This window comes from Paenibacillus lentus (assembly GCF_042714055.1).
Lineage (GTDB): Bacteria > Bacillota > Bacilli > Paenibacillales > Paenibacillaceae > Fontibacillus > Fontibacillus lentus_A.
In genome coordinates this window covers 288,189-301,574 of the sequence record NZ_JBHGVC010000001.1, presented here as the reverse complement: position 1 = coordinate 301,574, position 13,386 = coordinate 288,189, and the positions used below count along the sequence as shown (strand labels likewise).

The following is a 13,386-nucleotide window of genomic DNA, read 5'->3' as shown; positions in this document are numbered from 1 at the left end:
TGCTATTCTCCCTGCGGTTTGGTTGGATCAAAGGCAGGGTTCGGCGTTACAGTGACCTCGCCTTTTTCCACCGCTTTGGACAATGCGGCATTGTATCTTGTGTTCAAATCCTCCGTAATCGCTTTCACATCTCCATCGACGAGGATGTATTTGAAGAAAGCGTCCGCATAGGTGGAACCCTCTGGAGCAACGTTTGGCGAAGCGGGCCAGAGCGAGTCGTGTTCCCCGACCAGGAAGCCTTCCATGCCGTTGATCTCCGGGTCTTTGGCCTGTTCCACGATGCTTGGCACAATGGCAATCCCGAAGCCTTTTTCATGATAAGTCTTCAGAACCTCGTCGTCGTACATATACTGCATGAATTTCCAAGCCGCTTCCTTATTGGCCGATTGGGCGCTGATGCCGAGCCACGTTCCGGCGGACACAATTTCGGAAGTTCCCTTGATCTGCCCGTCCAGTGTTGGAGCCAAGGCGCCTCCCCAGTTGATTTCCGTCGGGAATTGATCCATGTATACGCCCGGCTCCGTCGAGAAGGAAAGATACATCCCGATTTTTCCTGCGGCGAATTGGGCTCGCAGCGGGTCGATGTCCAACGCTTCTGCGCCAGGCAGAATGCTTCCGTCTTTATGCATTTGCTTGAAATATTCGATGACCTGCGAGTAAGGCGCGAAATCAAATTGGCCTGTTTTCAGATCAAAGCCAAGTCCCTGATAACCGCTTAAAGAGAGAATCTCCCGGATGGAACGGTCAAATGCCTGCTTCGGATTTTTGAAGTTCAGCGCGAAACCATAGATGCCTTCGGCTTTGCCGACTTCGGTAATTTTCTTGGCATCGTCCACCATTTCCTGCAGCGATACCGGAGGATTCTCGATGCCCGCTTTGGCAAAGAGATCCTTGTTGTAGACCAGACGCATGGTGAGGCCGGTATTGGCGAGCGTGTACACCTTGCCGTCAAAACGGTTGACATCGTCGATCAGCAGGCTGCCGAACTTCGCTTTCAAGTCATCGGTAAGATAATCATCAATCGGCGCGAGATAACCTTTTTTGACAAACCCGGAAGTATTGGCGCTCTTGAGACGCAGCACATCCGGTGCCTGGTTGCTGGAAAATGCAATGTCGACGCTTTGCGCGTAATTCTCGGACATGACCGTCAATTCCACCTGGATGTTATCATCGTTTGTTTCATTGAACTTGTTGATCAATTCCTTAATATACTCCTGGTCATGACGGTCGTCAGTCCAGTATTTAAGCTGTACGGGTTTGCCCGTCTCGGCTGAGGGTTCTGCCGTGCTGCCGTCAGACTTGCCATTCGTCGCACCGCCATTGCCATTGTTGTTGCCGTTTCCGCCGCAGCCTGCGATTCCGGCGGCCAGAATGAGGCTCAAGCCGAGACCTAACCATTTTTTTCGCATACATTCTACCCCTTTGATTGACGTTTGTATTGTGAGCTCGTTGTTATTATAGACCCTCATTCTCAGAAAAGGAGTGTGGCAAATTCACTCTCCAGGGATAGAATTCTATGGTCTGTGCAGCACGCCCCTTGCGCGCCTCACGTGCCTCACGCCTCCGGCCGATCCGGGTGATAACCCGCCCTGAACTCCGACGGCGTCTGGCCGGTGATCTTCTTGAACATCTCGCTGAAATATCTACGCTCCTCATATCCTACAGCCGAAGCCACCTCCTGCACCTGCGCCCCCTCCACCAGCAGCAGCTTCGCTTTCTGGATGCGTTCTGAGGTCATATGCTGTGTGACCGTCATCCCGGTCACCCGCTTGAACAAGCTGGAAAAGTAGCTGGCGCTGAGATGCACATAGGCGGCGCATTCTCCGACGGTAATATCCTCGGACAAGCGGCCCTTGATATAATCAATGGCTTTATAAATCACCTTCTGCCCTTCGGATAAGCTGTTCCGGCGCACCAGCTCGGCTCCCTCCGTGCACAAGGCAAGCAGTTGACGCTGCAAAGAGGCCAGCGGCAACCCCGCATTCCCTTGCACCGCCCTGAAATTCTGGATCAGCGGCTGTACGTCCGAATACGGAACCATTTCGTAAAGGGTGCGGATCGCTGAAGCAGCCAGTTCATCGTATAAGCTGAGGAGATAATCCGGATTCTGCCGGGAGATCCGTTCTTGCAGTGTTTCCGAAATCGCGGTCAGGATCGCGTCCGTCCGTACGGCATTCCCGGAACGAAGGGCCAGCAGCAGCTCGTCTTTGTACTCCAGTGCCAGCGGCTCCTGGCTTCCGCTCTGGTGAAGATCGTCATATATAATGGCCGCATTCCCTTCGGTGAACAGGTGATGGGAGAGCGCCCGATGAGCCTGGCGGTATGAATCCGGCAGCTCACTGATCTCCTCCACTCTGCCGCCGACCCCGACCGAAACCGTGAACTTGGTATATCGTTCAATATTCCGGCAGCACTGCTCGGCAATTTCGATCGGACTGGACGATCCTGTATCGTTCAGTACAGCGAGATACCGATCATGATCGGTACGGAAAACAACGCTGCGCGCATAGTCGGCAAGCGTCTCCTGCATAATATTCAGCAGAGAGAAACGGATCAGTTCCATCTCCCGGATGGACAACTCGGCAACCTGCTCCCGGAAACGGTCAATTTCAATCAACATGACGACGAAGCCTCGCGGTTCCAGCTCAATATTCAGAAAATCCCACCGTCCTGAAGCCTCTTTCCACGAAGTGCGATGACTTACGAGCAGCGCAAAGTATTCCTGCCGCAGCACGGGCATGCTCTCACGGAGCTTGTTCTCCATTTCCCTCAGGCTCAGCAGCTTGATCCTCTCTTCCATAATCTCCGCTTTGGCACGCAGCACCGCCGACATAATATCTTCTTCTGAAAACGGTTTCACCACAAAGTCAAATGCCCCCAATTGCACCGCCTGCTGCGCATATTCAAAGTCAGCATAACCGCTGATCAGAATGACCTTGCAGCTGCGGTTCTCTTCCAGAATCGCACGCAGCATGCTCAGCCCGTCCATTTTCGGCATCCGGATATCGGTAATGACCAGATCCGGCCGCAGCCCGCCAATCAACTTAAGCCCCTCTTCCCCATTGCTCGAAACACCCGCGACCCGAATCCCCTGCTCTTCCCAGTTCATCGCGGTCAGCCCGTCAACCACGCTTTTAATATCGTCGATAATGCAGAGACTGATCGCCTCAGGATGGCTCATCCACATGCTCCCCTTTCTTGGGTAAAGAAATCCGTATTTCTGTTCCGCGCTCCGGCGCACTATCCACGTGAATTTCCGCACCATCACCGTAATAGAGCCGGAGCCGCCGGATCAGATTGGACACCGCATACCCCTTCTTCGATTCCAGCCAAAAGAGAGCGCGCACTTGGGTCTCGTCCATGCCGCAGCCATTATCACGTACGGCAATCGTCCAGCGTTCACCATCTCCGGCAATTTCGATCTCGATCCGGCCGCCATTCTTCAGGTCGCGAAAGCCGTGCAAAATGCTGTTCTCCACCAGTGGCTGCAAAACGATGCGCGGTATCGAAAGCGCGGACAGCTCCGGTTCGCGCACGTGGATCTCATAAGAGAATAAGCCTTCATAGCAGCTTAACTGCAGCTCCAGATACTGGCGCACATGCTCCAGTTCTCTCGACAATGTAGTAATTTCCTGACCATTGTTCAGCCCGAGTTGGAACAAGCGGGAGAGCGACATGACCATTTGCTGCGACGGCTCGATCTGCTTCAATTTCAACTTCCAGTAGATGGTGTTGAGCGTGTTGTACAGAAAATGCGGATCCATCTGGGCCGACAGCGCCTTGATCTCCGCAGAACGCTTATGCGTCTGGGCTTCCGTTACCTCATCAATCAACACCACAATCTGTTCCAGCATCCGGTTAAACCGAAATCCCACTTGAGCCAGTTCATCTCCGCTGCCGCTCTCAAAACGGGCGGTCAGATCGTTGTTCTCGACCCGCTTCATCACCTTCAGCAGCCCTTGCAGCGGCTTTAGCAAATAGCGTGAAAATGCCCCTGAAATTAACGTGGTGACGGTAAAAGCAGCCAGCGTAACCCCGGCAATCAGCCATTTGACGTACACCATGTCCTGGAGCACGTCGGCCCGGGAACGGATGGTGGTCATCGTCCAATCCGCTATGCCGAGACGGGCATAGTTAAGCAGATAGGTTTGGCCGTCCAGATCAAAAGGCTGGCTTCCCTCCGAGCGGTTCATCATGCCACTCAAATCTCCCGTCTCCACCGCTTGCCTGACCAGCGGTTCCTTCACGGGGTAAACCGTCTCTCCATCAGCGTTCAGCAAGAAGCTGGACGCTCCTTCCCCGGCGTCCCCCTGTACCAGCTTGCGGAAGCCGTCCTCACGGATATTCACGACAATATAAACACCGCTGACCGGAGTGTCAAATATCGGCTCCAGTATAAGCGAAATGACGCGTTCCTTGCCGGAGAAGAGCATGTCCTCATGACCCTCCACCCACAGGTTCTTTTTCTCCTGTTCGATGCGTGCATACAGAAAGGTATCCTCGAATGCGGTGAGCCGATTGCGGTTCATGGACGAAGGATAAAATTCGCCAATCGGCGTAAATACGTAGATCGATTGGATAAGCGGCTCGGCAATCCGCGCCTGCGAGAAAACGTTATCAAGATCGTTCAGATGCGTGTAATATCTGCTGGCATCCCCGGAGGCGGCATCCTTCAGCATGTCGTAGAAAGGCTGGCTGATCATAAACGTCATCATAATCAGCATCAGTTTATTCAGCTTCTCATCCACGATCTGTGCGGACCTGACCACCGTGTCCTGCGTGAGCTTCAGCGCATTCTTTTCCAGCGTGGCAGCCGAGATATAATAAGACAATCCTCCGGTCATCAGGACAGAGAGCACGATAACGGCCAGAAATGCGACTTTGAGTTTGTTGCGGAACGATTGCCTGCGGAGATAGTCCAAGCTTTTCACGCCTTCCGTTAAAAATCTTTATCCTTTGATTATGTCACCGCAGCCCCTTGTTCGACAATGTAAAAAAACGAAGCTGTCCCCAGCAGATCTTTCATGGCTCTAGGGGCAGCTCCTTCATATGATCCCAATTACACTGACCGACCTGTGGATCGGCTTTTTTGAAGATTATAGAATTTATAAGTTTTCAGGAGCCAGAACCAAAGCATCATCAAAAGCTACGCCCGCCGAGGTGGTTCGGAATCCTATTCTCCCTGATGTCAGTTCCGTTTCGGGATTGGTCCATTCCACTTTTAATTCTCCATCCACATAACCTTTCATCTTGTTCCCTTGAATGGCAGCCTTCATCGTATACCACTGGTTCGCCTGAGCAGTGAACGAGGTACTGGATACAAGGGTCATGACGTTGTCCACGGATTTGTACAACTCCAGCTTTTTGGCTGCTGAATTGATTCGGTACATATAAAAATGTTCCGCATCCTGCACCCTGAAGAGAATGCCTGCATTTGCATTGGTGATGGGCATTTTCACTTTGGCTTCATACGTATAATCCGTCCATGTATCGCCGGCGGTAATCAGCCCAGTGGCTGAATTATTCTGGATCAAGGCTTTCGTGCCGTCTGTTGTCACACTCCAGGAACCCGAAGCAGACGTCCACCCTACCGTATCCCCATCTTCAAAATCGTCGCTGAATTGGATGACCGTAGGATCCGGATCAGTAGGAGGTTCATCCACATCCGTGACATGGATCGTAAACATTTTCTCAACATACAGTCCGCCTGAATCTATACTCTTCACCCGAATACTGTAGCTGTCTTTTGCTTCGTAATCAGGCGTTACAGCAAGAAACAACTTGTTGTCCGATATGGTGAAGCTGCTGTTGTCCGCATCTCCGGCTCCAGCTGTCAGCATATAAGCAAATGTTTCTTCCTCATCAGGGTCGGTAGTGGAGAATGTTCCGACCATGCCTCCTGCAGTCGTGTTTTCAACGACGCTGTTGTGTGAAAGTGTAATATCCTCAGGAGCTTTATTGATCAGGGAAACAATGGCATCATCAAAATGGACGCCTGCCGAGGTAGTTCGGAATCCGATCCCCCCTGTTGTCAATTCCGTTTCAGGATTGATCCATTCCATTTTTAGTTCTCCATCCACATAACAGGCAATCGTATTCCCTTGTATAACCGCCTTCACCGTGTACCACTGCTTCTCAATGGCCATGAACGGAGCACTGGTTACAAGCGTCAGTTGTCCATTCACGGATTTGAACAACTCCAGCTGTTGATTCGATGAATTGATTCGATACATATAATAGTTGTTTGCATCCTGCACCCTGAAGACAATCCCTGCATTAGCATTGGTGATGGGCATTCTCATTCGGGCTTCATATGCGTAATCCGTCCATGATCCACCGCTATTAGCGGTAATCAGGGATGTGGTTGTCTGGTTTCCGCTGGACAACACTTTATTCGTGCCGACTGTCGGTACGGCCCAGCCCCCTGTAACCGACGTCCAGCCCGCCGTATTTCCGTCTTCGAAATTGTCGCTAAATAGCGGCGGCTTGGAATTGGCAAAGACGATACCGTTTACATTGTTATTAACGGTGACATTCAAGTCGTTCAGGTTTGTTGCAAGCTTGCCTCTAACATAAACATCTGTGAACGTGACGCCATTAACCATTCCGCCTTTGGTGGCATTCCCGGAAATTCTTGATTTCTGAGAACCGGTCTCACGAACGTTGATGTTCTTTAATACAACATTGCTTATATCGCCGGAAGTGCTGGTGGAAACCCCAAGCCAATAGTTCCCGAATTGATTGATACCGACTCGTTCGATATCGACATTTTCAAACGTAATATTTTGGGCGTAACCTTCCTCCGGGAGCGTATTCAATTGGTAACCATGATCAATAAGCAATGCTCGGGCGCTTTGATACACATACGAATTTCGGACGGTTACGCCGATCTGCGGCTGGGCTACTCCCATGCCAATCTTGAAAGCCGCACATCTTGTCCATGCAAAAGCGTCATCAAAGACCACATTCTCCAAATGTTCAAGCTCGCCCGGCCAGTCTTTGGACATCCCCGTCTGCAGCCAGGTTTTAGTGGAATACGTATCATCATCCGATATGGCAATCGAATGTTGAACGAGCACGTTCTGACTCTCGTTGATATCGATAACGTCATTCTCGATTTTGTATAAATCCTGGAATCCCTTGAGATTTTTAATGGTCACATTGTCGGAACGAACAACCATAAACGACCAGAAACCGCCATCCCGTAAGATTAAACCGTCAAAATTAAAATTGGAGGTTGCAATCGGAACCAGCAGGTTATTCAAAAACCCTTCGTTCTTGTTCGGCGCCGGCATCTTCCGCTCACGCATCGCGATGCCTTTGCCATCAATCGTTCCTCGTCCCCGTATCGTAATATTGCTGGAGTCTACGGCCGTCCGAATAAAATACGTCCCATCCGCATTTCGTGAATCCTTGCGGAAATCAATAACGTAGTCTTCGCCCTTGCCGGTGCCGACGATGACGGCGCCTCCGGCCACGTAAAAGGTCACATTGCTTTTTAATGTCAGGTTCCCGCTTTTATAGACACCGGCCGGAACGAATACAACGCCGCCGCCAGCTTGATTGGCGTCGTCGATCGCCTGCTGAATCGCGCCCGATGCCATCCATGTCCCCGTGTTATCCGCGTTGTATGGCGACTCTGTCACATTATAGACCCCGGCACCTGTGGACGGTGGAATATCCGTCTCCAAGGGGTCCGCTGCAATCACAATCTTCTTCTTCCAGTCATTGATTTTCACGATCACATAGGTGGAGGAAGAAAGCGAAAACGTCAGCTTGTTTCCGTTGACCGTACCTTCGATGTTTTTGGCCATTGGACTGATGGAAAACGAGGTGATCGGCTCATTGACTGTCACTTCGAGATTGACCGTGCCGTCAAAAGAAAATTGAGCATAGTCATAGTCAGCCAGATAGCTGATTACAGGAATCGCTTGGTTATCCGCTTTCAATGAAAATACACTGGATGCGGTATAGATGGATGGCATCGGGTAATTTTGTATCGTGGCCGGAGCAGCGGCGGTCTGTGCCAAAGATGCCGGTTCAGCGGCATCCGTCATATCCGCTGAAGAAATAGGATAGCTCTCCATCTCGGCCGCATCAGCAGTGCGAGGCAACAATCCTGTGAATATTATGGCAAGCACTACCAACAAACTGACTGCTTTTTTAGTAATGGTAAGCATAAATACCTCCTCAAGATTATTCATCTTCCCACCAAAAAATAAGGCAGCTCAGCTCCGTTCGCAAAGCGGTATCCTTGGTTGCGGCTCTGTGAAGGCGCTATCATTTTTTTCGGAAGCAAGCAGCCCCATTTTCTGACGATCAAGCCCTCCCTCCATTCAAACTTTTCACTGTCAAGATGGATTATAATCCCTACCCAAAAAGAAAGGAGTGGGGCAAGCTCACTCTCCAGGGATACAATTCAACTGTTTCTGTGCACGTGGGGAATAGGGAAAGATGACGTTCTTATCTGGGGAGGCCTGTGGGATATTCGAAGTCACTTCGTAACCCCATAATGGTGCATCCATTAGTCCGATATCCCCAGTGCTTTTTCCGATGCCAGCATAAGTTCATATATTTTGCGAGTTGTATTTACGTTTCTTACAGTTGTTTGTCGATAAATATCTGATTCGATAATATTTCTCATGCCGCTTCTTGTAACATTTTGCTTGTAAACCGACCATAGAATTGCTCCTGAAACGTATATCACCGTGAAATCACATATTTCTCTATTCTATCTAAAAAGTTCCCAAAACTACTACAAGCAGTTGATTAGCAATTAGAATTTAGTTACCGACGGGGATATTGGCTAGAATTCTCGATGTCACCTTCACAAACTTTGTTTGATTTTGATAGACATTAATTGAACAAACAATTCTGCATTACCTTTTTTATCACTGGAACTCTATTGAGTTCGACATAATTAATTCAAAAAAATCTTCAAGATTATTTGCTACTTTTTCAACTTCTTCAAATTCAGGTTCATATCCACGTACAATAGCACCTATTTCATTTGTTAAATCAATCGCATAGAAGGAATATCCATCATTAACTGACATAACTATTGGCAGGTAATTATCCCACCATGCAGTTATTTCTGATTTCCATATATCATCACCCATTGCTGCTTCTAAGCTGAGCAATTCAAATTCATTCCATTTAAACGCAATATCTGAGCTATTATTGTATTCATCCTCACAAAGAAACCAAGTCTTCTCATTAGGTGTAATGCATTGTTTTACAACCTTTAAAAAACCTAAATATTCATTAGGAAGTTCTTTATATCTAGATAAAAAGCTACCATCTAAATTTAAATTGAAATCCAGATTTTTGGTTATAGCCCAACCATTCTCTTTAGCCCAAATCATAAATTCATTAATTTTGTTATTCATAGTCCACCTTCTCCCACATTATTTTTTTGATAAAAACCCCTATCAATTAACCATCTAAAATACTTTTGCAAATGAGATAAATATGAAATTGTTTATGCTTTTCTCCATATCGATCGTATTCTTGGGAAAATATTTATTGAGTTGAAAATTAAAATTCGTACTGCTTCTAACGAACGCAATCCAACTGAAAGTATTCATGTTCTTGTCGTCCGACATTTCTCGACTAATTCAGGTTCAAGGCTGCCGATTGATTGTTGCATGCGGCAGCCTTGTAACGTCGACTATTCGGTTCGGTATAACTGACCGCATGCCGCATTAATGTCCGATCCGAATTGAGTTCGAACCGTAACATTCACACCATTTCTCTTCAACGTCCGAACGAACGTTTTGACCCTTTCGGGGTCAGATGGCAAGTAGCTTTGAGGCGTCACTTCTGTCGAATTGTAGGGAATTAGGTTCACGTGGTAGAGATGTTCCCAAGCTCCCCTTCCCCTCAACAGAGCGGCAACCTCTTTTGCATGCTCCGCCGAGTCGTTGAACCCTCGAAGAAGAATATACGCGATATACACCTTTCTCCCCGTATGCTGGATATGGCGATCCAATGCATTTAGCACATCGTGGAGCGGAAAACGCTTGTTGATCGGCATCAGTTCGCTTCGTTGATCGTCGAACGGCGAATGCAGCGAGAAGGTTAAATTGACCTGCGGAAACTCCCGCGCCAACCTATCGATTCCCGGCAACAGGCCGATGGTGGAAATCGTAATTCTCCGATGTCCTAAACCGAAGAGATGCGGGTTGGTCAAAATCGCTAGTGCATCGAAAAGGTGCGGGTTGGCGAGCGCCTCCCCCATGCCCATAAAGGACACGCTGTCCAAGGTGTGGCCGTTCAAGTGAAAGTGAAGCAATTGGTCGGTAATTTCGTCAGCGGTCAGATTACGTTTCAGGCCGATGGTACCAGTGGCGCAAAAGCGGCACCCGAACCCGCAGCCGCACTGAGTGGAAATACAATACGATTTCCACCCCCGTTTATAGGAAAGTCGTACAGCCTCTACGCGTTCGCCACCACCGATGGCAAACAGCACCTTGCTGACCTGCTGCGATGTGAGTTCCTTTACCGGAATAACGCTGGAGACGTACGGACCAAGCGTTCGGGCCAACTCTTCTCGCAAAAATTTAGGCAGTATAGTGATCCGTTCGTATTCAGCAATTTTTTGTTTGAAAATAGCGTCCATAATTTGCCCATACCGGTACGCAGGCTGCTTGAAGTCGGACAAGATCTGCTTAATCGTTTCATATTTCGAGGTTGGTTTCATGTGTTCTCCTTACCGCCGGAGAAAATGCAAAAAGGCAACCGTCATCCGGCGCTTTAATGCGTCATTAACCAACTACGCAGGAAAAACACGATGCGTTTGCGGACATAATCGCTACGTGCATCTGTCGATAGATTGGTAAACCTCCGGCAACAGATTTATTTTTTTGTGAACCGGGACAACCGGTAGGAACCGGTTCACAAAATCATCTACAACAACCTCAATGATCATCGCTTTCATCCTCCTAGAGTGAGTTAAACTTCCAGTTCCACAATTTTTGTTGCGATATGTTTACAAAACTCGCTATCGTGCTCCACAAAAAGGATAGTCGGCGAATGCTCCAGTAGCAGTTCTTCGATTTGCATCCTGGAAATGACGTCGATAAAATTGAGCGGTTCGTCCCAAATATGCAAATGGGCGCGTTCGCAGAGGCTTTTCGCGATCAGAACCTTTTTCTTCTGACCGCCGCTAAAAGAAGCGATGTCCTTTTCGAATTGCAAGCGCGAAAAATCGAGTTTTCTTAAAATCGCTTTGAATAAGCTTTCGTCAATCCCGCTGGATCTGGCGAATTCCGTCAAATTGCCCCGCAACTGCGAGGTCTCTTGTGAAACGTAGGAAATTTTCAACTGGCTCCCTTTTCGAAACACGCCGGAATAAGGGATCTCCTCGCCGCAAATCAGTTTGAGCAAACTGGATTTGCCTGATCCGTTCGGGCCGGAGAGCGCGATGCGATCCCCTTGCTCGATCGAAAAGCTGATGTCGCGGCAAACGTTTTTCTCGCCATAATGAATTGAAACACGGTCAAGCTCGACCAATTGGTGTTTGTGATAAGTCATCTGCGATATTTTCAGGCTTTCCGAGCTATCGACGTTTTTCAAAAGCTGGGATCTATCCTCGATCGCGGATTGCTGTCTTTGCTCGATCGATTTGGACCGTTTCATCATTTTGGCGGCCTTGTGACCGATGTACCCTTTGTCGACCTTGGAGCCGGAGTTACGGGTACCGTTTTTCGTTTTTTCTACTTCGTGCGACCAGTTGCTCGTTCGCTTGGCCGCTTCGGACAGCCTCTTAATGTCCTTCCTCAGCTTATTGTTCTCGGCCAGTTCGAAATTGTCCTGTCGTTGTTTATTGTCCCACCAGTCTGAAAAATTTCCTTTCTGGATTTCAATATTGGTTTTATTGATCGAAATAATGTGATCCACACAATTGTCGAGAAACGACCGATCGTGTGACACCAAAATAAACCCGCTCTTGTCGTTCAAATAATCACTTACCAGCTTCCGAGCATGCAGATCCAGATGATTTGTCGGCTCGTCGATAAGCAAAAAGCTGTTTTCCTTCAAGAAAAGAACCGCCAGCAGCACCTTCGTTTGTTCTCCGTTGGACAACGAGTCGAACGGTCGGTACAACACATCTTCTGACAACTTCAGCAGCGAAAACTCGCGCATGAGTTGCCAATGCTCGTAGTCCGGAAAGATGTCGGCGATCACATCGAATGTAAGGTTCTCCTTGTGTTCGACATGGAACGGAAAGTACTCGAAGCTGACGTCAGAGGAAATCGTTCCACTGTATTCGTACTTGCCGAGCAGCAGATTTAGAAACGTAGTTTTGCCCCGGCCGTTCCTCCCCGTAAAGCCCAATTTCCAGTCGGTATCGATTTGTAAACTTACATGGTCAAAAATGTTGTCGTAACTGCCGTCATAGGCAAACGTTAAATTTGTTACCTTGATCAATGACATTTCAGAAACCTCCTTTGTTCTCAAATAAAAAAGAGCTGCAAGAAAGTTGACCTTTCTTGCAGCTCAAAAAATAAGACAAATCTAACCCTACGCAGAGTCAGATAATGATATATTTTTAGAGTGAAAAGAATAAGGTAACTTTCTTGCCCATAAAGAATAAAAACAAAGCAAACAGAACTTGTTCTATTCTTTAAAATTAAGCAAGAAATTTTACATTATCCTCTTCAACTCCTATCGTAAGTGTTAGCGCAATATTAACATACCAGATACTTCATTGCAACATCCCAGATATGGCAGCATTCATCTGCTTCAAGTCGTTTGTTAATGTTCTTGTTAACTATTTCAAAAGCGTTAAACTGATAGTCGCTACGGAAAATAATAGAGTTCTTCACACGAGTAAATTTCAAAGACTGTTGTTTTTAAAGGCGATTATTTTTTGGTTAGACTTTGTGTTAAAATGCACCGTCAAAAACATGTTCCATTGAGGCGGCCTCTTTAGACACCGCGAAGAGGACAAATGGCCCCTTCGTCTTTAACACATGATGTTCGACCAGAAAATATTCATCCGGGCGATAATCCTTGAATTTTATTTTCTGTGCTTCGACTCGCTGCTCAATATTTTCTTTGACGCTTTCTGCCTGACTCTCATCCTTCAGCTTGATGACGGCCAATTCGTCAGCTTTTACATTCGATGTAGACGTATAAAGAATAAAATCATCGACGCTGCCTGCATCAAGCCTATACAATTTCTGCAGCTTATTCAGATCCTGCTTTTTCATTTCTTTTAGGCTCACTGCCTGTTCGATACTTTCTCCGATTTCGGTGACCGACAGTTGTTCTGAAGTCTTCTCATCCTTGCCCGAGCATCCGGACAAAACGCCAATCACGACGATGAATGCAAGCATAACGAGGGAAAAACTTCTTTTCCCTCTCCATCGTTTTTTCATT

General features: G+C 48.0%; 9 protein-coding genes. All 9 read right to left on the bottom strand.

Annotation, left to right across the window (positions count from 1 at the left end; all coding sequences use genetic code 11):
* Positions 1–2: 2 nt before the first annotated feature.
* Complete coding sequence (locus ACE3MQ_RS01280; RefSeq protein ID WP_379389797.1) at positions 3–1,409, bottom strand: ABC transporter substrate-binding protein; 1,407 nt, start codon at positions 1,407–1,409, stop codon at positions 3–5.
* A 146-nt stretch (positions 1,410–1,555) separates the two neighbouring features.
* On the bottom strand, positions 1,556–3,181 hold the full coding sequence (locus ACE3MQ_RS01275; protein WP_379389795.1) for a response regulator: 1,626 nt from the start codon (positions 3,179–3,181) through the stop codon (positions 1,556–1,558).
* Positions 3,168–4,931, bottom strand: coding sequence for a cache domain-containing sensor histidine kinase (locus ACE3MQ_RS01270; RefSeq protein ID WP_379389793.1), 1,764 nt, complete (start codon positions 4,929–4,931; stop codon positions 3,168–3,170). Before ACE3MQ_RS01270 ends, ACE3MQ_RS01275 begins: the two co-directional genes overlap by 14 nt.
* A gap of 174 nt (positions 4,932–5,105) precedes the next feature.
* Positions 5,106–8,180: a 3-keto-alpha-glucoside-1,2-lyase-like domain-containing protein gene (locus tag ACE3MQ_RS01265; protein WP_379389791.1), complete on the bottom strand. Its 3,075-nt coding sequence runs from the start codon at positions 8,178–8,180 to the stop codon at positions 5,106–5,108.
* 20 nt (positions 8,181–8,200) lie between these two features.
* Positions 8,201–8,323, bottom strand: coding sequence for a hypothetical protein (locus tag ACE3MQ_RS01260; protein WP_379389789.1), 123 nt, complete (start codon positions 8,321–8,323; stop codon positions 8,201–8,203).
* Positions 8,324–8,891: 568 nt separating this feature from the next.
* Positions 8,892–9,389, bottom strand: a complete 498-nt coding sequence (locus ACE3MQ_RS01255) for an SMI1/KNR4 family protein (protein WP_379389787.1) — start codon at positions 9,387–9,389, stop codon at positions 8,892–8,894.
* A 281-nt stretch (positions 9,390–9,670) separates the two neighbouring features.
* Positions 9,671–10,702: a Cfr family 23S rRNA (adenine(2503)-C(8))-methyltransferase gene (locus ACE3MQ_RS01250; RefSeq protein ID WP_379389785.1), complete on the bottom strand. Its 1,032-nt coding sequence runs from the start codon at positions 10,700–10,702 to the stop codon at positions 9,671–9,673.
* Between the two features lie 251 nt (positions 10,703–10,953).
* The gene (locus ACE3MQ_RS01245) at positions 10,954–12,438 is read right to left on the bottom strand and encodes an Lsa family ABC-F type ribosomal protection protein (protein ID WP_379389783.1); all 1,485 of its coding nucleotides are present in this window, start codon (positions 12,436–12,438) and stop codon (positions 10,954–10,956) included.
* A gap of 452 nt (positions 12,439–12,890) precedes the next feature.
* Positions 12,891–13,385 (bottom strand): DUF4358 domain-containing protein, encoded by a 495-nt coding sequence (locus ACE3MQ_RS01240; RefSeq protein ID WP_379389781.1) that lies wholly within the window; start codon positions 13,383–13,385, stop codon positions 12,891–12,893.
* Between the last annotated feature and the right edge of the window lies 1 nt (position 13,386).